This is a genomic window from Polynucleobacter paludilacus (assembly GCF_018687595.1).
GTDB lineage: Bacteria > Pseudomonadota > Gammaproteobacteria > Burkholderiales > Burkholderiaceae > Polynucleobacter > Polynucleobacter paludilacus.
In genome coordinates, this window is the sequence record NZ_CP061298.1 from 1407009 (window position 1) to 1428071 (window position 21063).

Below are 21063 nucleotides of genomic sequence, written 5' to 3' on the forward strand. Positions count from 1 at the left end.
TATCAGGCCTTTAAAAATTCGGTGCGTGATCCCAGCCATCTGGCCAATTGTTTTTCTACCATGTCTGGATACTCTCCCAGTAAGCGCTCCGCCGCTTGCTGAGCTAATTCTATCAACCAAGCATCTCTTTGAAGATCCACAAAGCGCAACATGGCATCTCCGGATTGTCGAGCCCCCAATAATTCACCAGGCCCCCGCAATGATAAATCTCGTTCAGCAATCACAAAGCCATCGGATACTTCTCGTAAAGTTTGTAAGCGCTCTTTAGCAGCCAAAGATAAGGGCTCTGCATACATCAGAATACAAACTGAATCCGCAGAGCCACGGCCCACACGTCCTCGTAGTTGATGAATTTGCGCATAGCCAAATCGCTCCGCATGCTCAATCACCATCAAAGCCGCATTTGGGACATCGACCCCCACCTCAATCACGGTAGTAGCTACTAAAAGCTGGATTTCATTGGCTTTGAAAGCGGCCATAACGGCTGCTTTTTCATCGCTCTTCATACGACCATGAACTAGACCCACCTTAAAGTTTGGTAACGCTATAGTCAGCTGCTCAGCACTCTCAACTGCCGTTTGTAATTGCAAGGCCTCGGACTCCTCAATCAAAGGACATACCCAATAAGCTTGCAGACCTTTCGCTAGCCACTCTTTCACACCGTCAATGACCTCATTGCGACGGCTGGCCTTGAGTACTTTGGTAATGATTGGTTTGCGTCCGGGTGGCAGCTCGTCTATCACAGAAACATCGAGGTCGGCGTAATAGGTCATTGCGAGTGTGCGCGGAATTGGGGTAGCCGACATCATCATCTGGTGGCAATAGAACAATTCAGAGCCAATCCGTTGCTGGATTTCTAGCCGCTGTCTTACCCCAAAACGATGCTGCTCATCAATCACTGCTAGGCCAAGTTTTGCAAAATGTACCGATTCTTGAATCAGGGCATGAGTCCCGACAATCAGTTGTGCCTCACCACTCTCAACCAAGTCCTGAGCCAGTTTTTTTTCTTTTGTTTTAAGGCTACCTGAGAGCCAAACTACTTTGATACCTAGTGGCTCAAACCATTCCTGCATTTTCAGAAAATGTTGTTCAGCCAAAATTTCGGTCGGAGCCATGATGGCCGCTTGGTATCCATTATCGATAGCCCTTGCAGCAGCCAGCGCGGCAATCACCGTCTTGCCGCTTCCTACATCACCTTGTAATAGACGGTTCATCGGAAAACTACGCGATAGGTCATGGCCAATCTCAGCCCACACTCGCTCTTGTGCTGAGGTCAGCTTGAATGACAAACGCGCTAATAAACCTAACTCAATGCTTTTTTTAGAACTCGATTCTGTTACGGCATGAACTGCTGGAGCTCGTCTTTTTTGTCGTATTGAATGCGCGCGCTTTAAGGAGATCTGCTGTGCCAGCAATTCTTCAAATTGAACACGCCGCCAGGCTAAATGACTGCGATCCAATAAAGACAAGGTATCCGCATCTGATGGGGGTTGATGCAATAAGGTAATTGCATCTTGTAGATTAGGCCACTGATGACTGGGCAATAACTCGGCCAATAGTGCGCTCGGCAAAAACTCTGCAAGGAGGTCTTGAGTGCTTGGATTTTTTAAAGCATTAGCAATGGCTTTGCGCAGCACTGTCTGAGTCACGCCTGCACCCGCTGGATAAACGGGGGTCAAACTTTTTGGCAGCGGGGCTTCAGGGGCAACTGCGCGAACAGTGGGATGCACCATTTCAGGCCCTTGAAATCCCTCTCGGATTTCGCCTCGAACTCGGACGTGAGCGCCAACTGCCATTTGCTTTTGTTGGCTAGGATAAAAATTGAGGAAGCGAAGTTGTAAAACCTCCCCCGCATCTTCAATCGTGACTACCAGCTGTCTTCTAGGTCTAAACAAGACCTGACTGCGAATCACTACTCCCTGGGTTTGCACTGAACGAAAGCGTCCCAGTTGCAGAGCCTCCTCAATTGTCAGGAGCTCAGTTTCATCCTCATAGCGCATGGGAAGATGCAAAACAAGCGCCATAGGGCTGTCTAAACCCATTTTTTGGAGTGCTGGAGGTACAGTCTTAGTCATGATGGTTAGAATCCAAGCTCTGATGGTAATGCTATGCAACTCTCCGACTTCAATTACGACCTCCCTGACCGCCTAATCGCCCAAAACCCCTTGGCCGAAAGGACTGCTAGCCGCCTTCTTGAGGTGCAGGCAGGCAATCTGATCGACCGGCAATTTCTGGAAATTTTAGAACTCCTAAAACCTGGTGATTTACTGATAATGAATGACACCAAGGTAATCCCCGCTCGGCTCCATGGCAAAAAGCCCACTGGCGGCGCTATTGAGTTACTGATTGAACGTATTACCAGTAATCAACGAGCCTGGGTTCAAATCCGCGCCTCGAAAGTACCCAAGCTCAACACCAGCGTTCAAATCCACAATCGCAAGGGTGAGAGTTTCGAAGCCAAGGTCGTCGCTTACGATGGTCGATTCTTTGAAATCGAATTTCCGAAAGATCTGCTCGATTTGCTAGATCAATTTGGCGAGCTTCCCCTTCCGCCATATATCGAACATCAACCCAATCAAGTGGATAGCAATCGATATCAAACTGTTCTTGCTAAAAATCCTGGCGCTGTTGCGGCTCCCACGGCAGGACTCCATTTTGATGAAGCGATTTTGGCTAAGCTAAAAGAGCGCGGTATCGATCAAGCCAGCATTACTCTACATGTTGGCGCAGGCACCTTTACTCCCGTCCGAGAAGAGAACTTAAGTCTGCACAAAATGCATTCTGAGTGGTACTCCATTCCAGAGGAAACTTTACAAGCTATCGCAAAAACTCGGCATGCGGGTGGACGGATCGTTGCAGTAGGCACAACCAGCTTACGCACCCTTGAGAGTTTTGCAATTAATCAACAACAATCCGGTGAAACCAATTTATTCATTACTCCAGGCTTCCCATTTAAAATGGTGGATTGCCTAATTACCAACTTTCACCTACCTAAGTCAACCTTGCTCATGCTGGTCAGCGCCTTTGCAGGTATGGACAATATTCGCCAGGCCTATCAACACGCCATAGCCAAGGAATATCGATTCTTTAGTTATGGTGATGCGATGTTCCTCACACGGCTTTAAAATTACGCACACATGACAAACCCCATTCAATTCAGCGTATCTGCGCGTGACTCCCAAAGCCTAGCTCGCGTAGGCCAACTCGATCTGCCGCATGGTAGTGTGCAAACGCCGATCTTCATGCCAGTCGGCACTTATGGGACGGTCAAAGCAATGACCCCGCGCGACCTAGAAGAAGCCCATGCACAGATCATTTTGGGTAATACGTTTCATCTTTGGCTCCGACCCGGCTTAGATGTCATCAAAAAACATGGTGGCCTGCATCGCTTTATGGCTTGGGATAAGCCCATCTTGACCGATTCAGGAGGCTTTCAAGTATTTAGCTTGGGCGCCCTGAGAAAAATATCAGAAGAAGGAGTGACCTTTGCTTCTCCTATCAACGGTGACAAATTATTTATGTCTCCTGAAGTTTCTATGGAAATACAGGCAGTTTTAAACAGTGACATCGCTATGCAGTTTGATGAGTGCACTCCTTATGAAAGTCATGGCAAGGCTACTACTGAAAAAACTGCGCAACAATCTCTTGAACTCTCTTTGCGTTGGGGCGAACGCTCTATTAAGCGCTTCAGAGAATTAGAAACGGGCAATGGCTTATTCGGTATTGTGCAAGGCGGCATGTTTGAGAGTCTGCGAGAACTTTCTTTGGCTGGGGTTAGCGAGCAAGGCTTTGATGGGATCGCTATCGGCGGTCTATCGGTTGGCGAACCCAAACCAGAATTTGAGCGTATTCTCAATTTCACTGCACCCAAGTTACCAGCCCATCTTCCCCATTACCTCATGGGGGTTGGCACACCTGAGGACCTTATTCTGGCTGTAAGCCTGGGTATCGATATGTTCGATTGCGTGATGCCCACGCGCAATGGACGCAACGGCTGGTTATTTACCCGTTTTGGCGATCTTAAATTACGTAATTCTGGCTATAAGGATGATGATCGCCCTCTCGACCCGACCTGCTCCTGCTATACCTGCAAGCATTTCACCCGCTCCTATTTGAATCATCTTCAAAAAGCGAATGAAATCCTGGGATCTCAGCTCAATACGATCCATAACCTGACCTACTATCTTCAGCTCATGACCGAAGTCAGAGAGGCGATTAGCCAGGACCGCTTTCAGGCCTATCGTGAAGAATTCCACCGCAATCGCCAGCGGGGTGTCGAGCCCGGGCAAGACTAGCTTTGCCTAAAGCCCCCAAATAGCCCACATATACCGCCTTATCTGCCCTCCAAGACCCACACAGTTTAGAATTGCGGGTTTACGGCTTTAGTTCAAAAGCCCACACTGAATCAGTTTTTATTTTGTCTTTAATGGAGGTGTTTATGTGGATTAGCAATGCTTTTGCCCAAGCTGCGGCTGGTGGTTCTGAGTCTGGTGGCCTAATGAGCTTCCTTCCCTTGATTTTGATGTTTGTTGTGTTGTACTTCATCATGATTCGTCCTCAAATGAAGCGCCAAAAAGAAACTAAAGCAATGCTCGAAGCATTAGCTGTTGGCGATGAAGTGGTTACTGTTGGCGGTATCGTAGGCAAAGTAAGCGCGCTGAAAGATCAATTTATCAGCGTTGAAATTGCTGCAGGCACAGAAGTACAAATGCAAAAAGGTGCAATTACTACCGTCTTGCCAAAAGGCACTCTCAAGTCCGCTTAATACTGTCTCACTATGAATCGCTACCCCCTCTGGAAATATATTGTCATCGTCGTTGCATTACTGATCGGCGGACTATATTCAATCCCAAACTTTTTCGGAGAGGCTCCAGCGGTTCAAGTCTCATCTGCCAAACCAACTATCAAGGTCAATCTGGCAACAGAGTCCAAAGTTGAAAACATTCTAAGCAATGCAAGCATTAGTAGCACCGGCCTCTTCTTTGAGAATGCCAATAATGTTGGCTCAATCAAGATCCGCTTTGCCGATACCGACACTCAATTGCGTGCCAGAGATTTACTGCAGCAAAAACTCAATAGTGATCAAAATGATCCTAACTTTACAGTTGCCCTCAATCTCTTATCCAATACCCCCGGCTGGTTAAATGCGATCAACGCCCTACCAATGCCATTGGGTCTTGATTTACGGGGTGGCGTCTACTTTCTGCTGCAAGTAGACATGAAGGGTGCAGTTCAGAAGAAAATTACTTCCCTAGCGGGCGATATTCGGAGTCAATTGCGCGATAAAAATATTCGCCATCAAGGCATTGATCGTGGCGCAGAATCGATTGCAATCAATTTTAGCAACCGCGATGATGCAGATGCAGCCCGGTCCCTTCTATTGAATAGCGAACCAGAATTGGATTGGCAAATTAAATCGGCTGGCGGTAACGCTCAATTGCTTGGTGAGTTCAAACCAAATGCCTTGAAGACTGTACAAGATAACGCAGTCAAACAAAATATTATTACTTTGAATAAACGCGTGAATGAGCTGGCTGTTAAGGAGCCCGTGATTCAACAGCAAGGTGCTGAGCGAATTGTGGTTCAACTCCCGGGCGTACAAGATACCGCACGCGCTAAGGACATTATTGGGCGTACCGCTACCCTAGAGTCTCGTTTGGCCGACCCCATCACTCCATCAATTGGCCCTGGTGAATCTGCCCCTCCCGGTATGGATGTGTTCCGCTTTGGCGAAAATCGGTATGGGGTATTTAAGAAATCCGTCATCTTTAGTGGCGAAAGCATTACTGACGCTAGCGCTGGTTTTGATCAAAATCAGCGACCTGCTGTCAATATCTTGCTAGATGCCACTGGCGGCCGAGTCATGCAAGAAGTGACTCGTGAAAATATTGGCAAGCCCATGGGCATGATTCTGTTTGAAAAGGGTAAAGGTGAGGTGCTGACCATAGCCACCATTCAAGGAGAGTTTGGCTCCAAGTTTCAGATTACTGGGCAACCCACTACTGCCAGCGCTAATGACTTAGCGCTATTGCTCCGCGCCGGGTCCTTGGCCGCTCCAATGGAAATTATTGAGGAGCGCACCATTGGACCAAGCCTTGGGGCAGAAAACATCGAGAAGGGTTTCAAATCTTTACTCATTGGATTTACCGCTATCGCTATTTTCATGATGGCTTACTACCTATTGTTTGGTACTTTCTCCGTATTGGCATTGGGCGTCAATTTATTGCTTTTGATTTCAGTGCTTTCGATGTTGCAAGCCACTCTCACCCTACCAGGCATTGCCGCTATGGCCCTAGCTTTAGGTATGGCAATTGACTCGAACGTGCTGATCAATGAACGTATTCGAGAAGAACTGCGCAACGGTACGGCTCCACAAACCGCAATTGCCCTCGGCTTTGATAAGGCCTGGGCCACCATTCTCGACTCCAACGTCACCACCTTAATTGCCGGTCTGGCTTTATTGGCGTTTGGCTCTGGCCCTATCAAAGGTTTTGCTATCGTCCACTGCTTAGGTATTTTGACTTCGATGTTCTCTGCGGTTTTCTTCTCACGCGGAATCGTGAACCTCTGGTACGGCAGACATAAGAAGGTTCAAAAACTCGCCATCGGCCAAGTCTGGCGCCCAAAGGAGAAATAAGCTATGGAATTTTTCCGAATCCAAAAAGATATCCCTTTCATGCGCCATGCTTTGGTGCTGAACATAATTTCTTTAATCACTTTTTTAGCGGCAGTCTTTTTCTTATGGCATAACGGCCTCCACCTCTCCATCGAATTTACTGGCGGCACCGTCATGGAAGTGAGCTATCCACAAGCTGCCCCTCTTGACTTAATTAGAGATCGTGTTCAAAAACTGGGTTACAACGACACCCAAATCCAAAACTTTGGTAGCTCACGCGATGTCATGATTCGCTTGCCTATTCAAAAGGATGCTGATGGCAAAGTTATTGCTTCTGCCGATCAAAGTACTGCGGTGATGAAAGCCCTTGATCCAGCAAGTTCTGGCGCTAAATTACAAAGGGTGGAGTTTGTTGGCCCTCAGGTAGGTCAAGAGCTTGCTCTCGATGGCCTGAAAGCATTGATCTTTGTGATCATTGGGATCGTGCTTTACCTATCATTTCGCTTTGAATGGAAGTTTGCCCTTGCTGGCATCATCGCGAACTTGCACGACGTTGTCATTATTTTGGGCTTCTTTGCTTGCTTCCATTGGGAGTTCTCACTGTCAGTCTTGGCTGCAGTTCTGGCGGTTCTTGGTTACTCAGTAAATGAGTCCGTCGTGATCTTTGACCGAATTCGGGAAAACTTCCGCAAATATCGCAAGATGAATACACGCGAGATTATTGACAATGCGATTACCAGCACGATCAGCCGCACTATGATCACCCACGGCAGCACCGAGATGATGGTGTTAGCTATGCTGATCTTTGGTGGTCCAACCCTCTTCTACTTTGCACTGGCTTTAACCATCGGTATTTTGTTTGGTATTTATTCCTCTGTTTTCGTGGCCGCCGCCTTAGCAATGTGGCTTGGCGTCACCCGCGAAGATCTGATTAAAGGTGATCGCAAGCCTGATGACACTGCTCGCAAAGATGACCCTAATTTTGGGGCTAGGGTTTAATCGGAAAAATGATTCTGGCGATCTAAGATTGCCAGAATATTTTGTGTCGCACCCTGGTGATCTACCGCATATTGCTTAGCGGCCTGAGCCATCCTTAGTAGCTCCTCAGAGTTCAGTAGACAAGATTTGAGAGACTCAGCAAGTACTAAGGGTTCGCCTAATAGCATCTCTCCCTCCACCTGCTTTGCTGCTCCACACTGAAGTGCATCTAAGGCTGCCTGCTGAAAGTTGTAGGTGTACTTACCCAACAAAACGGGACAGCCTGCTGCACAAGCTTCTATCAAGTTTTGTCCACCAAAGGGTAATAGGGTTCCGCCCATCACGGTTAAACTCGCTGCGCTGTAGTACATTGCCATCTCACCCATCGAGTCGCCCAATAAGACATCTACCTGATGACAAGCATCTGGCGTCTTAAGCCACTCACTCCGCTTGCGGAATGTGAGCCCCATATTGGCTATCACACTGGCAACATCTGCAAATCGTTCAGGGTGTCTTGGAATTAAACACAGTAGCGGTGGCACTGTAAATGCATTGCTGAGCAATAAATGTTTCCAGGCCTTGAGAATGATTGCTTCCTCGCCATCACGTGTGCTCGCGGCACAAACTAAAAGTCGCTGCTCTTTTTGTAACTCACTGCGCCACTCTTGACCCTTTTGCAATTGCGTTGGATCTAAAGGCACATCAAACTTGAGATTACCGACAACATCAATATTTTTGACACCCAATTGGCGATAACGCTCTGCATCAAATGCAGTTTGTGCCAAGATAGCAGTAAACGCCTGAAACAATGCCTGCCCTGCTTTACCAAAACTTTGCACTCGTTTTGCACTGCGTTGCGATAAGCGGGCGTTCACCAAAAATAACCGCAAGCCAATTTCAGCACAACGAAATACGACTGTTGGCCAGGCTTCGGTTTCCATAAATAAACCTAACTTGGGCTTAAACGTTTTGAGAAAGTTTTCTACTGGCCCACATAGATCGTAAGGTAAATACACTTGATGAATCTGACCAGCAGCTATGGCTGATGCAAACAACTGTTTACCAGTTCGACGTCCATTTAGAGTCATATGTGTCAGCAGAATGTTTTCACCGCGAGCCAGATAAGCCTCAATCAATGGCTGTGCCGCACGGGTCTCACCAACCGATACCGCATGAATCCAAATAGCGCCGTTGGCAATGGGTTTTGTGTAACCAAACCCTAAGCGCTCTGATAAGTGACCCAGATATTGGATGGAATGGCGCGCACGCCAGGCCAGACGAATAAAAGCCAAAGGCAGCAGTAAATGCCAGAGCAGTTGATAAACCGCAAACCAGATGACTGGTCTGCCCGACTTCTGGACACTCACTTTTTAAGACGTTCAGTCAATTCGACTGCCTTGCCCAAATACGATGCTGGGGTCATTTCTAAAAGACGAGTCTTCGCGTCCTCAGGAATCTTTAAGCCCTTGATAAAGGCTTGGAGCTCAGCTTGGTTGATACCTTTGCCACGAGTCAGCTCTTTCAACTGCTCATAGGGGTTTTCAATGCCATAACGACGCATGACTGTTTGGACAGGCTCTGCAAGTACTTCCCAGCAAGCATCTAAATCTGCTGCAATAGCCGCATGATTCACTTCTAGCTTACCTAAGCCACGTAGTGCACTGTCATAAGCCAAAAGGCTATGGCCAAAAGCAGGGCCCAGATTACGCAGAACAGTTGAGTCAGTTAAATCGCGCTGCCAACGGGAGATAGGTAATTTTTCTGCAAGATGACGCAAGAGTGCATTGGCTACACCCAAGTTACCTTCAGAGTTTTCAAAATCAATTGGATTGACTTTATGCGGCATAGTCGATGAGCCGATTTCACCAGCCTTAGTGCGTTGCTTAAAATAGCCAACCGAAATATAGGCCCAGAAATCCCGATCCATATCGAGCAGAATCGTATTCGCACGAGCAATCGCATCAAACAGTTCTGCCATCCCATCGTGCGGCTCAATTTGAATGGTATAAGGATTGAAAGTCAAACCTAAGCGCTGCTCAACAACATTGCGAGAGAAACCCTCCCAATCAAAATCAGGATAAGCAGAAAGATGGGCATTGTAGTTTCCAACTGCGCCATTCATCTTGCCCAGCAAAGGCACTGCAGCAATCCCAGCAATCGCTCGCTCTAAACGTTTTGCAATGTTTGCCAGCTCTTTACCCAAAGTGCTTGGGGAGGCTGGTTGGCCATGAGTACGTGAGAGCAAAGGTACTGCGGCATTCTCAATGGCTAAGTCAGTTAAGACTGAGAGTATTTTTTGGAGTTGAGGCAACAACACCTCATCGCGCGCGCCTCGCAACATCAAGCCATGAGAGGTGTTATTGATATCTTCAGAAGTACAAGCAAAGTGAATAAACTCGCTGGCTTTGAGTAAATCAGGGCGACCAGCCACTTTTTCTTTCAGGAAATACTCGACTGCTTTGACGTCGTGATTGGTAACCGCTTCAATTTCTTTAATCCGCTGCGCATCGGCATCAGAGAAATTCTTGGGTAGAGATAGTAAGAATTCAGAATCGGCTGCACTGATTTTGGGAACGTCTGGCAAGCCAGCGGATGCCAGCGCCAATAACCAATGAATTTCGACAAACACTCGCTGACGCATAAAGGCTGATTCAGAAAGCCAAGGGCGTAAGGCATCGAGTTTTCCGGCATAACGACCGTCTAAAGGGGAAAGTGCATTAAGGGTTGAAAGCGGCTGGCTCACGAGTATTGCCTTTTAAGTATTAGGTCAACAAAGCCTGATTTTAATGCGTTCTTTAATCTGACCCAGCGCTCGCCAGATGGCTATACTTAGAACCTATGAAAATTATCGGATCACTCACCAGCCCCTACGTACGCAAGGTGCGTATCGTCTTTTTAGAGAAAAAGCTTGAAGCAGCCCTAGAACTCGAAAACGTTTGGGATGCTCAGACCAAAATAGCTGCTGTAAACCCTTTAGGTAAGGTGCCCTGCCTCATTTTGGATGATGGCGAGGCTATTTATGATTCTCGGGTCATCGTGGACTATGCAGATACGCTGAGCCCTGTAGGCAAGCTCATTCCTGCTGAGAGTCGGGCACGTGCCACCGTAAAAACCTGGGAAGCCTTAGCAGACGGCATTATGGATGCTGGCATTCTTGCTCGTTTAGAGGCCACCTGGAGACCTGCAGAACAGCAAAGCCAAGCCTGGATTGAACGTCAAATGGGCAAGATTGAAGCTTCCCTCTCCCAAATGTCACAAGACTTAGGTGAAAACGCCTGGTGCCACGGCAATCAAATGACTTTGGCGGATATTGCCCTAGGATGCGCGTTAGCCTACCTCTTGTTTCGGTTCCCTCAAGTGGAGTGGCAAACAAAATATGTCAATCTGGATGGCTTGTATCAAAAACTCATGGAGCGTCCATCCTTCATTGAAACGATGCCACCAGCAGCCTAGCGCTTTCTGTAAGCTCTTTTTGATACTAGGCGGTGATAATTCCGCCGCCTAGACAAATCTCACCGTCATATACAACTGCTGACTGTCCAGGCGTAACAGCCCATTGTGGCTCAGGAAATTGCAACTGAAAACTCTGGGCACCAGAGAGTCCGGTTTGTATTTCACAAGCAGAGTCAGCCTGACGATAACGCGTCTTAGCAGAGAAATTTCCTGGTGCGGGTGCAGAACCTGCAATCCAGCTAGCATCCATCGCTGATAGCCCATTCGTCAATAACCATGGATGTTCATGGCCTTGGGCAACATACAAAGTATTGTTACCAACGTCTTTGCGAGCAACGTACCAAGCGTCTCCAGTCCCGTCTTGACTACCTCCCAGCCCAATACCCTTGCGCTGTCCTAGGGTAAAGAACGCAAGACCCATATGCTCTCCAACCGTTTTTCCTTCCACTGTTTTGATGGGGCCCGGTGTGCGAGGTAAGTAACGATTCAAAAATTCTCGGAAGGGTCGCTCACCAATAAAGCAGATCCCAGTTGAATCTTTTTTACGGGCATTGGGTAGACCAATCTCTTGTGCAATTTTGCGTACTTCTGTTTTTTGAATCTCACCCAGTGGGAATAACACTTTTTCTAATTGGGTCTGCGTAAGTCGATGTAAGAAATAACTTTGGTCTTTACTGGGATCAACTGCTTTGAGTAGTTGCACCCCCTCATCCTGTCGACGAACGCGTGCGTAATGCCCAGTTGCTATGGCATCGGCACCCAAACTCATCGCATGGTCTAGGAAGGCTTTAAATTTGATTTCTGCATTACAGAGAACATCTGGGTTTGGCGTTCTACCGGCAGCATATTCTCTTAAGAAATCGGCAAATACCCGCTCACGGTATTCAGCGGCAAAATTGACAGCCTCCACATCGATCCCAATTAAGTCAGCAACCGAGACTACGTCCAGCCAATCCTGGCGAGCGGAACAATATTCGTCACTGTCATCGTCCTCCCAGTTCTTCATAAAAAGGCCAACAACCTCATAGCCCTGCTGTTTCAGCATCCACGCTGCCACAGAGGAATCAACCCCTCCAGACATCCCAATGACGACTTTGGAGGGCTGAAATGGAGATTTGGAGGTTTTGATGGGGGAGTTCACAGAAGAATGGGGTTCACTCATGAAAAGTGCGAAAATTCAATAAATACTTTCAGCTTCTATTGTAAAAGTCTTGGACTGCTTTCACTGAAAACAAGTCAAAACTAGTCAAGAAAAGGCAGAAATTCGTAACTAGGTGCAATTTGGCCTATTTCACTAAAATAGCAGTTTTGAAAAATACGCTTTTGGAGACAAGTAATGCGCATAGGGGTCCCGCTGGAAACCAAGGCTGGCGAAACGAGAGTAGCCGCCACACCAGAAACTGTTAAAAAACTCATCGGACAAGGTCATCAAGTCCTCATTCAAAAAGATGCGGGGCTGCAAGCCAGTCAACCCGATGCTGCCTATGTCGCTGTTGGTGCAAGCATTGGCAGCGCAAGTGAGGCATTTGCCTCTGAAGTTGTTTTAAAAGTACGCGCCCCTAAGCCAGAAGAGCTCAAGCAGATCAAATCCGGTAGCGTTTTGATCGGCATGCTCGATCCATTTGATAACGATAATATTGCTGCGATGGCAGCTCAAGGCATCACTGCCTTCTCACTCGAAGCAGCTCCAAGAACTACCCGTGCTCAAAGCATGGATGTACTTTCTTCTCAAGCAAACATCGCTGGATATAAGGCGGTGATGGTTGCAGCCAACGAATATCAACGCTTTATGCCGATGCTGATGACTGCTGCGGGTACTGTCAAAGCAGCTCGTGTTCTGATTTTGGGCGCAGGTGTTGCGGGATTGCAAGCGATCGCAACTGCTAAACGTCTTGGCGCAGTGATCGAAGCATCAGATGTTCGTCCTGCCGCTAAAGAGCAAATTGAATCTCTCGGCGCTAAGTTTGTTGATGTCCCTTTTGAGACTGATGAAGAGCGTGAAATCGCTAAGGGTGTTGGTGGTTATGCTCGTCCCATGCCAGAGGCCTGGATGAAGCGCCAAGCTGCTCTAGTAGCAGAGCGCGCACAACAAGCGGATATCGTGATTACGACTGCACTGATACCTGGCCGTAAGCCGCCAGTCTTGCTCCATAGCGATACTGTTGCCAATATGAAAGCTGGCTCAGTGGTTATCGATCTTGCAGCTGGCAAAGGGGATAACGGATCAGGAAACTGCCCTCTCACTCAAGCCGACAAAATTGTGGATGTGAATGGCGTCAAGATCGTGGGTTACACCAATTTAGCCAGCATGGTTGGTGCTGATGCCTCAGCACTCTATGCCCGCAACCTATTGGACTTCTTAAAACTCATCATTGATCAAGAAGCCAAACTGGTCATACCTGCTGATGATGACATTGTCACCGCCTGCCTCATGTGTCGCGATGGTCAGGCTGTTCGTAAAAACTCATAATAAAAAATATTGCAAAGGAAATAAGATGGATTACGCTGCCTTTCAAAGCATCCTGACTGTTCAAAACATTACTGTTTTTGTACTCGCCATTTTTGTGGGCTACCACGTTGTCTGGAACGTCACCCCAGCTCTACATACTCCCTTAATGGCAGTTACCAATGCCATCTCTGGAATTATTATTGTTGGTGCCTTACTTCAAACTGAGGTTATCGGCGGTGATGCCATTACCTTCACGAGTGTGATTGGTGCGATTGCAGTTTTCTTGGCATCGATCAATATTTTTGGTGGCTTCATGGTGACCCGTCGCATGCTTGAAATGTTCAAGAAAAAAGCCCCTAAAGCTGAAGCTGCTCCAAGCAAGTAAAAAACAGAAAAAGATTCATTAGAGACCAAACTCATGTCAAACCTTACCGCGATTTCCTACCTCATTTCTTCAGTGCTATTTATCTTGGCACTGAAGGGCCTGTCCTCACCAACCACTTCACGCCAAGGCAATACCTTCGGCATGATCGGGATGTTGTTGGCCGTAATTACCACTTTCTTTGTTGCTGACTTCAAGCCAGCCTTTTCCTTAATTATTGGGGCGATTGTCGCTGGTGCCATCATTGGCACTCTGGCAGCAAAACGGGTACAGATGACCAAGATGCCAGAACTCGTTGCTCTGATGCACTCTTTCGTAGGCCTCTCAGCTGTATTAATCGCGATTGCTGCTGTATTTAACCCAGCTCATGACCACACTGGCGCGCAAAAGATTGAGTTGTTTATCGGGGCATTCATTGGCGCAATTACCTTTACAGCTTCTGTCATTGCCTTCGGCAAATTGTCTGGCAAAGTCAGCGGCAAGCCTGTGAGCTTTACTGGACAGCATTTATTAAATCTCATCTTGGCACTTGCCATGATCGGAAGCGGCATTACCTACTTTATGGCAGATAGTCACGCTGCCTTTATGGCAATGTGCGCAATTGCTTTAGTACTCGGCGTAACCTTGATCATCCCAATTGGTGGCGCAGATATGCCTGTTGTGGTCTCCATGCTTAATAGTTACTCTGGATGGGCAGCGGCCGGAATTGGTTTCACACTAAATAACCCCGTATTGATTATTGCTGGTGCATGCGTTGGCTCTTCCGGCGCCATTCTTTCTTACATCATGTGTAAGGCTATGAATCGCTCCATCCTTGCCGTATTGCTTGGTGGTTTTGGTGCTGAAGCGGCTGCAGGTAGCGGCGATGATGGCAGCCCCAAGAACTACAAAACAGGTTCACCTGAAGATGCGGCCTTCTTAATGGAAAACGCTGACACTGTGATTATTGTCCCTGGTTATGGCTTGGCCGTAGCGAGAGCACAGCATGCCCTTAAAGAGTTAACTGAAAAACTGACTCATCATGGCGTTACCGTGAAGTATGCGATTCACCCAGTTGCTGGACGTATGCCTGGGCATATGAATGTACTCTTGGCTGAAGCCGAAGTGCCTTATGACCAAGTTTTTGAGATGGAAGATATTAACAGCGACTTTGGTCAAGCTGACGTAGTGCTTGTCCTTGGTGCAAATGACGTTGTAAACCCAGCTGCAAGAACTCCGGGTAGCCCAATCTTCGGTATGCCAATCTTAGAAGCCTTTAAAGCTAAAACCATTATTGTTAACAAGCGCTCAATGGCTGCAGGTTATGCAGGCCTTGACAACGAACTCTTCTACATGGATAAAACCATGATGGTCTTCGGTGATGCGAAGAAGGTGGTTGAAGAGATGGTCAAGGCGGTAAGCTAAAAATAAGGTTACTTATAGGTAATTAAAAATGCCGCAGTTGCGGCATTTTTAATTATGCAAAACCTTAAATAAATATATGGTCCAAGGGGGTGCCATCAATATATCTCCGATACATTTGAATGTAAGCAGCTTCAATATTTTTGACAAAGCGCTTTGTATCGAATAATGCTTCTTTACCCTTGTTTTCGATAAGTTTATTTTTTATTGCCTTTAGTTTGACTGGATTTGTTGCCAAATCAATGGCAATTCTTTCATATTCTCCGAGTGAGCTAGCTACCAGCTCTGGCAAACCAATAGCCTTGAGAAGACTTCCTCCAACTCTGCTAGAAAACGTCTCCCCCAAGCATGTCAGCACTGGAACTCCAGACTTTAAAGCGTCTACAGCTGTTGTGTGTGCATTATATGGATTTGTATCTAAAAACAGATCGGCCAACCTGTATCGGGCTAAATAGTCAGACATTAAGTCCAGTCTTGTAGCGAAGATAACTCTAGATTCAATAACCCCTAGCTTCATAAACTCCCTTAGAATATTTTTCTTGAAGACATCATTATTTTCCGATATCCACAAAATACTATCTGGGACGGCATTCAATATTCGCGCCCAACTTTCTGTAATTTTTTTATTAAATTTATAGCCATTATTTAGACAGCAAAATACAAAGCCATGCTCAGGAAGACCACATTCTTGCTTTGAAAAGGCCCGATCTGAAGCAATGCGATCAGAATCGTCAACCATGTAAGTATCGGGCAAGTACACAACTTTTTCAGAATAAAACTGTTGCGCCTCAGCAGGGATGAGGGCATGATCAGCAATAATATAGTCTATATACTGAGCACCCATTGTTCCAGGGAAGCCTAAATAATTTACTTGGATAGGTGCCGCACGATAGGACATTATTCCAGTGGGCGCATATTGTGTATGGCCACCAAGATCAACTGCAATATCGATCTCGTAATCTCTAGCTAGTTTTGCAGACTCTAGGTCAGTTAGGTCTTCAATTTCAATAAAATGATCGAACCTCTCTTTTAACCTTGTCCTTACTTCATCATTTGCATCGGTTGACTTGCAGGAAAATGCGAAGACTTCAAACTTATTTCGGTCATGAAGTTTAAAAAGTTCTGCCGTGAGAAGTGATACAGGATGATTTCTGAAATCTGCGGAAAAATAAGCAACTCTAATTTTAGGGTGAGAGTATTTTTTTATCTGAGGTAGGTTGTCTTTAGTTGGATATTTTGTTTCCACCCAGATTCGTGCAGCATCTAAAGCCAATTTTGATGAATCAATCGCTGACAACAACTTTAAAGGATTAATGACTTTTTTGCCGATCAGGACTCCTCTTGACACTTCATCAATCTCATCTACCAATCCATCCCAAAGTGCAATTTGTAACTTTGCGTAGATAACATCGCCGATTAAAAAATCTAAGTCCTTCTTCTTTATGAGCGATTTTTGAAATGAATCAATTGCCTCCTCATACCTTTTTAAACCAATAAGACAAAGCGCTCTATCGGCCCATGACTCAGGGCGTCCCGAGTCTATTAATAGCGCTCTATCATGCAACTGGAGCGCGTCTTGATGGTATCCATTTTCATTGAGAATATTTGCTTTTTTTGTCCAGCCCAGGGAATACTGTGAATCAAGTGCAATGGCTTGATCGCAGGCTGCCAGCGCTTCATTGAATTTTTTTAAATTATTCAATACCAGCGCTTTATTAAGCCATGCATCAACATAATTTGGCTTGAGGTTAAGAGCAATTTCGTACATCTCCAACGATTCATCATAAAAACCCATTTTTTGTAAAGTATTTCCTCTATTAGAGTAAGCCTCAACATAATTAGGATTTAAACTAATTGCTTTCTCATAGCTAACAAGAGACTGTGAATATTCTCCAAGATCTTGCTGCAAATTGCCTAAATTGTTATATGGCTCTGGACTCATTGGAGAAATGCTTATTGATTTTTGATAGCAATCCAGTGCCTCTTGAGTCCTGCCTAACTCTTTCAAGATATTACCTTTGTTGCTATGGGAATCAGGATTGCCGGGGTCTTGTTGCAAAGACTTTTCAATAAATGTAAGGGCTTTATGAAAGTCTGATCGATAAGCAAAAATAATACTTAAAAAGCTCAGTGCATTAGCATTTTTCGGCTCAACTCTAATGACTTGATTTAAGGTTCGCTCAGCATCATCCAGCCTTCCCGACTGAATTTGCTGTATTGATAGATTAATTAAGTAGGCAATCTGTTGATTCATTTCCCAATGCTAATCTAATTTAAATTTAATAGTCTAATTTCACAGTATGAAAAAGGCTACCGAAGTGGCCCTTCATCTTCAATACAAATTAATTTAAGAGTAAGCCGCGGTCTTTACATATTTTGCGCGCATCGGCTTCAATACAAAGAATGCCAAAACTGCAGCCGTAGCATCTAGAGCAATCATGATGGCAAATACCGGCATCCAACTTTCAGTTGCACCGTGGATATAAGCAGCAATCGGTCCACCAATAATTGATCCAACACCCTGGGCCATATAGAGAAAGCCGTAATTGGTAGTAGCGTGTTTTTGGCCAAAGGTATCTGTCAAAGTGGATGGGAAAAGGGAGAAGATTTCGCCCCAACCAAAGAACACCACACCAGACATCAACACAAATACCACTGGATCTGAACGCGTAGTAACCCAAACAAACATTGCGACCGCCTCTAGACCAAATGCAATGGTCATCGTGTATTCACGACCGATTCTGTCAGAAATCCAACCAAAAAATGGGCGGGTGAATCCATTTGTAACACGATCAATAGTTAAGGCCAAAGGCAAAGCAGCCATACCAAACACCATGGCGCCTGTAATACCAAAGTCTTTGGCAAAGGCACCCATCTGCGAAATGACCATCAAACCTGATGTTGACATCATCGACATCATCAAAAACATGAGCCAGAAAACAGGGGTCTTAAGCATGGTTTTAGGAGCAACTCCAGATGCAGCTGCTTCAACTTGACTGGCTGTCTGAACTCGATCAGCATGAGGTACTCGAATACCCTGCGCAGCCAATAACCCAACTGCGCCAATCACATAGCCAAAGAAAGTTAATGTTCCTTGCAAGCCAGAAGACGCCAAGCTGTCTGCAATTGGAAAGGTTGTTAGCAAAGCGCCGATGCCATAGCCTGCAGCAACCATGCCCACAGCGAAACCACGATTATTTGGGAACCAACGCACCATCAAGCCGACTACACCGATATAAACAATACCGGTTCCTAGGCCACCCAACACACCATAAGTAAAGTAAAGATTAGAAACGGTGCTGAGATTGGCCGAGAGCACCCAACTCAGCCCGGTCAACACTGTTCCCACTGACAATAAAAGTCGTGGGCCAAACTTTTCGACCAAGAAACCCTGGAATGGTGAGAAAAAGGTTTGCAGCACAATCAAGATGGAGAATGTCACTTGCAACTCAGTCAAGCTCACACCGAGTTGACCCATGATGGGCTTTGTAAACAAGGCCCATACGTATTGCGGACTTGAAATCGACATCATACAAATGACGCCTAATGCCAACTGAACCCATTTCGATTTCAATGGATTGCTAGCGGTTTCTGCTGTGCTCATACCTTATCTCCCATTAAACGATTAATTTAAAGCTGATTTCTTATCTTAGTGATTTACTTCGGGTAAATACGGATATTTGCCCCATCCTGGTGCTTATTTAGTTTCGCGTCCATCAAAACAAAATGCCTGGTCTTTTGAACCAGGCATTTTGAATTTCAGCAGCTAAGAGCTACAGGGGGAAATTACATCATTCCGCCCATACCACCCATACCACCCATGCCGCCCATATCAGGCATACCGCCACCAGCAGACTCATCCTTTGGGGCTTCACAGATAGCGCAATCGGTGGTCAACAATAAGGCTGCAACAGAGGCTGCATTAACCAATGCAGTTTTGGTTACCTTGGTTGGATCGATCACGCCCTGTGCGACTAAATCGCCATACTCACCGGTAGCTGCGTTGTAACCGTTATTGCCTTTGCTGGCCAATACCGCATTCACAACTACGCTTGCTTCATCACCAGCGTTAGAAACGATGATGCGCAGAGGCTCTTCCATGGCGCGCAATACGATGCTAATACCAGCGTCTTGATCAGCGTTGTCGCCCTTCAAACCTTTGATACCTTGCATTGCACGAATCAAAGCTACGCCGCCGCCAGGAACAATGCCCTCTTCAACAGCTGCACGGGTTGCATGCAATGCATCGTCCACGCGGGCTTTCTTTTCTTTCATCTCGACTTCAGTAGCGGCACCAACCCGAATCACTGCAACACCGCCAGCCAACTTGGCTACACGCTCTTGCAATTTTTCTTTGTCGTAGTCGCTAGTCGCTTCTTCGATCTGTACACGAATGTTCTTCACACGTGCTTCGATCGCTTTTGCATCACCAGCGCCATCAATGATGATGGTATTTTCTTTACCAACTTCAATGCGCTTTGCCTGACCTAAATGCTCAAGGGTGGTTTTCTCAAGTGTTAAGCCAATCTCTTCAGCAATCACAGTACCGCCAGTCAATACGGCGATATCTTCGAGCATTGCCTTACGACGATCACCAAAGCCTGGAGCCTTAACAGCACAGGTCTTGATGATGCCGCGAATATTATTCACAACTAAAGTTGCCAGGGCTTCGCCTTCTACATCTTCAGCAATGATCAACAATGGGCGGCCAGACTTTGCTACTTGCTCGAGCACTGGGAGCAAATCGCGGATATTGGCAATCTTCTTGTCAAACAACAGAACATAAGGGCTTTCTAAAACAGCCACTTGTTTCTCAGGTTGATTAATGAAATAAGGCGAGAGGTAACCACGATCAAACTGCATACCTTCAACTACTTCAAGTTCGTCTTCTAAAGACTTACCATCTTCAACCGTAATCACGCCTTCTTTGCCCACTTTTTCCATCGCTTCAGCAATGCGCTGACCAATGCTGGTATCGCTATTAGCGGAGATTGAGCCAACTTGAGCGATCTCTTTGGTAGTAGTGCAAGGCTTGCTGATCTTCTTGAGTTCTTCAAGGGCAGCAGTTACCGCCTTATCAATACCGCGCTTCAAATCCATTGGATTATGGCCTGATACGACATACTTCATGCCTTCGCGCACAATCGACTGAGCTAAGACAGTAGCGGTAGTTGTTCCGTCACCCGCGATATCAGCGGTTTTAGAAGCAACTTCTTTAACCATCTGCGCGCCCATGTTCTGGAGCTTATCTTTGAGTTCGATTTCTTTTGCTACAGATACACCATCTTTAGTAATAGTTGGGCCACCAAAGGAGCGCTCCATCACCACATTGCGACCCTTTGGTCCCAATGTTGTTTTTACTGCGTTCGCGAGAATATTGACACCCTCAACCATCTTGGTCCGGGCGCTATCTCCAAATACGACGTCTTTTGCTGCCATGATTGAATTCCTTTCTTAAATACCGAATTACTTCTGTACAACAGCCATGATGTCTTCTTCGCGCATCACGAGAAGTTCATCGCCATCGACTTTGACTGTCTGACCCGCATACTTGCCAAATAGGACTCGATCGCCCACTTTGACATCAGGTGCATTGAGTTTTCCACTGTCATCACGCTTGCCAGGGCCCACTGCTAAAACTTCGCCTTGGTCTGGTTTTTCAGCAGCAGCATCAGGGATGATGATTCCTGAGGCAGTCTTTGATTCTTGATCTAAACGCTTAATGATTACGCGATCATGTAAAGGACGCAGATTCATTCCTTCTCCTAAGTTAGTGGTTGTTAA

Annotated in this window: 17 protein-coding genes; 9 read left to right on the top strand and 8 right to left on the bottom strand. The window is 46.3% G+C overall.

The genetic code is table 11. The annotated features are described in order from the left end of the window. Positions 1 to 2: 2 nt before the first annotated feature. Complete coding sequence (gene recG, locus AOC06_RS07395; RefSeq protein ID WP_215379857.1) at positions 3 to 2075, bottom strand: ATP-dependent DNA helicase RecG; 2073 nt, start codon at positions 2073 to 2075, stop codon at positions 3 to 5. A gap of 33 nt (positions 2076 to 2108) precedes the next feature. Between recG and queA the strand changes: the two genes are divergently transcribed. From queA to secF, 5 genes are all read left to right on the top strand, one after another. After that, a complete protein-coding gene (gene queA / locus AOC06_RS07400; protein WP_215379858.1) occupies positions 2109 to 3125 on the top strand; it encodes a tRNA preQ1(34) S-adenosylmethionine ribosyltransferase-isomerase QueA in 1017 nt (338 codons plus the stop codon). A gap of 12 nt (positions 3126 to 3137) precedes the next feature. Beyond that, positions 3138 to 4295, top strand: coding sequence for a tRNA guanosine(34) transglycosylase Tgt (gene tgt, locus AOC06_RS07405; protein WP_215379860.1), 1158 nt, complete (start codon positions 3138 to 3140; stop codon positions 4293 to 4295). 143 nt (positions 4296 to 4438) lie between these two features. Beyond that, positions 4439 to 4765 carry a preprotein translocase subunit YajC gene (gene yajC, locus AOC06_RS07410; RefSeq protein WP_215336221.1) on the top strand — a complete coding sequence of 109 codons (327 nt, stop codon included), beginning with the start codon at positions 4439 to 4441 and terminating at the stop codon, positions 4763 to 4765. 12 nt (positions 4766 to 4777) lie between these two features. Further along, positions 4778 to 6637 (top strand): protein translocase subunit SecD, encoded by a 1860-nt coding sequence (secD, locus tag AOC06_RS07415; protein WP_215379862.1) that lies wholly within the window; start codon positions 4778 to 4780, stop codon positions 6635 to 6637. A 3-nt stretch (positions 6638 to 6640) separates the two neighbouring features. Further along, the gene (gene secF, locus AOC06_RS07420; RefSeq protein ID WP_215379864.1) at positions 6641 to 7615 is read left to right on the top strand and encodes a protein translocase subunit SecF; all 975 of its coding nucleotides are present in this window, start codon (positions 6641 to 6643) and stop codon (positions 7613 to 7615) included. Here the strand turns inward: secF and AOC06_RS07425 are convergent. Then, on the bottom strand, positions 7612 to 8961 hold the full coding sequence (locus AOC06_RS07425; RefSeq protein ID WP_215379866.1) for a 3-deoxy-D-manno-octulosonic acid transferase: 1350 nt from the start codon (positions 8959 to 8961) through the stop codon (positions 7612 to 7614). The genes secF and AOC06_RS07425 overlap by 4 nt on opposite strands. Next, positions 8958 to 10337: an adenylosuccinate lyase gene (gene purB / locus AOC06_RS07430; protein WP_215379867.1), complete on the bottom strand. Its 1380-nt coding sequence runs from the start codon at positions 10335 to 10337 to the stop codon at positions 8958 to 8960. The genes AOC06_RS07425 and purB overlap by 4 nt, the downstream gene beginning before the upstream one ends. A gap of 95 nt (positions 10338 to 10432) precedes the next feature. Between purB and AOC06_RS07435 the strand changes: the two genes are divergently transcribed. Next, a complete protein-coding gene (locus AOC06_RS07435) occupies positions 10433 to 11047 on the top strand; it encodes a glutathione S-transferase N-terminal domain-containing protein (protein ID WP_215379869.1) in 615 nt (204 codons plus the stop codon). A 25-nt stretch (positions 11048 to 11072) separates the two neighbouring features. Here AOC06_RS07435 and mnmA read toward each other — a convergent pair whose 3' ends face one another. After that, a complete protein-coding gene (gene mnmA / locus AOC06_RS07440) occupies positions 11073 to 12209 on the bottom strand; it encodes a tRNA 2-thiouridine(34) synthase MnmA (protein WP_215379870.1) in 1137 nt (378 codons plus the stop codon). A gap of 174 nt (positions 12210 to 12383) precedes the next feature. On the opposite strand from mnmA, the gene AOC06_RS07445 reads away from it, so the two are divergent. Genes AOC06_RS07445 through AOC06_RS07455 form a run of 3 tightly spaced genes read left to right on the top strand, consistent with a single transcriptional unit; the run spans position 12384 to position 15282 of the window. After that, the gene (locus AOC06_RS07445; RefSeq protein ID WP_215379873.1) at positions 12384 to 13517 is read left to right on the top strand and encodes a Re/Si-specific NAD(P)(+) transhydrogenase subunit alpha; all 1134 of its coding nucleotides are present in this window, start codon (positions 12384 to 12386) and stop codon (positions 13515 to 13517) included. Between the two features lie 25 nt (positions 13518 to 13542). Continuing rightward, the gene (locus AOC06_RS07450; protein WP_215336601.1) at positions 13543 to 13881 is read left to right on the top strand and encodes a proton-translocating transhydrogenase family protein; all 339 of its coding nucleotides are present in this window, start codon (positions 13543 to 13545) and stop codon (positions 13879 to 13881) included. A 33-nt stretch (positions 13882 to 13914) separates the two neighbouring features. Next, positions 13915 to 15282 (top strand): NAD(P)(+) transhydrogenase (Re/Si-specific) subunit beta, encoded by a 1368-nt coding sequence (locus AOC06_RS07455; RefSeq protein ID WP_215379877.1) that lies wholly within the window; start codon positions 13915 to 13917, stop codon positions 15280 to 15282. Between the two features lie 64 nt (positions 15283 to 15346). Here AOC06_RS07455 and AOC06_RS07460 read toward each other — a convergent pair whose 3' ends face one another. From AOC06_RS07460 to AOC06_RS07475, 4 genes are all read right to left on the bottom strand, one after another. Next, positions 15347 to 17533 carry a tetratricopeptide repeat protein gene (locus AOC06_RS07460; protein ID WP_215282717.1) on the bottom strand — a complete coding sequence of 729 codons (2187 nt, stop codon included), beginning with the start codon at positions 17531 to 17533 and terminating at the stop codon, positions 15347 to 15349. A 93-nt stretch (positions 17534 to 17626) separates the two neighbouring features. Then, positions 17627 to 18883 carry an oxalate/formate MFS antiporter gene (gene oxlT / locus AOC06_RS07465; protein WP_215379878.1) on the bottom strand — a complete coding sequence of 419 codons (1257 nt, stop codon included), beginning with the start codon at positions 18881 to 18883 and terminating at the stop codon, positions 17627 to 17629. Positions 18884 to 19065: 182 nt separating this feature from the next. Further along, a complete protein-coding gene (groL, locus tag AOC06_RS07470; RefSeq protein WP_112205210.1) occupies positions 19066 to 20718 on the bottom strand; it encodes a chaperonin GroEL in 1653 nt (550 codons plus the stop codon). A gap of 27 nt (positions 20719 to 20745) precedes the next feature. Then, positions 20746 to 21036: a co-chaperone GroES gene (locus AOC06_RS07475; RefSeq protein ID WP_087909492.1), complete on the bottom strand. Its 291-nt coding sequence runs from the start codon at positions 21034 to 21036 to the stop codon at positions 20746 to 20748. Between the last annotated feature and the right edge of the window lie 27 nt (positions 21037 to 21063).

Coding starts and splice junctions, on each gene's coding strand:
- oxlT (WP_215379878.1), bottom strand. CDS start 18,883: ATGAGCACAGCAGAAACCGCTAGCAATCCATTGAAATCGAAATGGGTT.
- queA (WP_215379858.1), top strand. CDS start 2,109: ATGCAACTCTCCGACTTCAATTACGACCTCCCTGACCGCCTAATCGCC.
- AOC06_RS07435 (WP_215379869.1), top strand. CDS start 10,433: ATGAAAATTATCGGATCACTCACCAGCCCCTACGTACGCAAGGTGCGT.
- secF (WP_215379864.1), top strand. CDS start 6,641: ATGGAATTTTTCCGAATCCAAAAAGATATCCCTTTCATGCGCCATGCT.
- tgt (WP_215379860.1), top strand. CDS start 3,138: ATGACAAACCCCATTCAATTCAGCGTATCTGCGCGTGACTCCCAAAGC.
- yajC (WP_215336221.1), top strand. CDS start 4,439: ATGTGGATTAGCAATGCTTTTGCCCAAGCTGCGGCTGGTGGTTCTGAG.
- secD (WP_215379862.1), top strand. CDS start 4,778: ATGAATCGCTACCCCCTCTGGAAATATATTGTCATCGTCGTTGCATTA.
- AOC06_RS07455 (WP_215379877.1), top strand. CDS start 13,915: ATGTCAAACCTTACCGCGATTTCCTACCTCATTTCTTCAGTGCTATTT.
- AOC06_RS07475 (WP_087909492.1), bottom strand. CDS start 21,036: ATGAATCTGCGTCCTTTACATGATCGCGTAATCATTAAGCGTTTAGAT.
- AOC06_RS07460 (WP_215282717.1), bottom strand. CDS start 17,533: ATGAATCAACAGATTGCCTACTTAATTAATCTATCAATACAGCAAATT.
- mnmA (WP_215379870.1), bottom strand. CDS start 12,209: ATGAGTGAACCCCATTCTTCTGTGAACTCCCCCATCAAAACCTCCAAA.
- groL (WP_112205210.1), bottom strand. CDS start 20,718: ATGGCAGCAAAAGACGTCGTATTTGGAGATAGCGCCCGGACCAAGATG.
- recG (WP_215379857.1), bottom strand. CDS start 2,075: ATGACTAAGACTGTACCTCCAGCACTCCAAAAAATGGGTTTAGACAGC.
- AOC06_RS07445 (WP_215379873.1), top strand. CDS start 12,384: ATGCGCATAGGGGTCCCGCTGGAAACCAAGGCTGGCGAAACGAGAGTA.
- AOC06_RS07450 (WP_215336601.1), top strand. CDS start 13,543: ATGGATTACGCTGCCTTTCAAAGCATCCTGACTGTTCAAAACATTACT.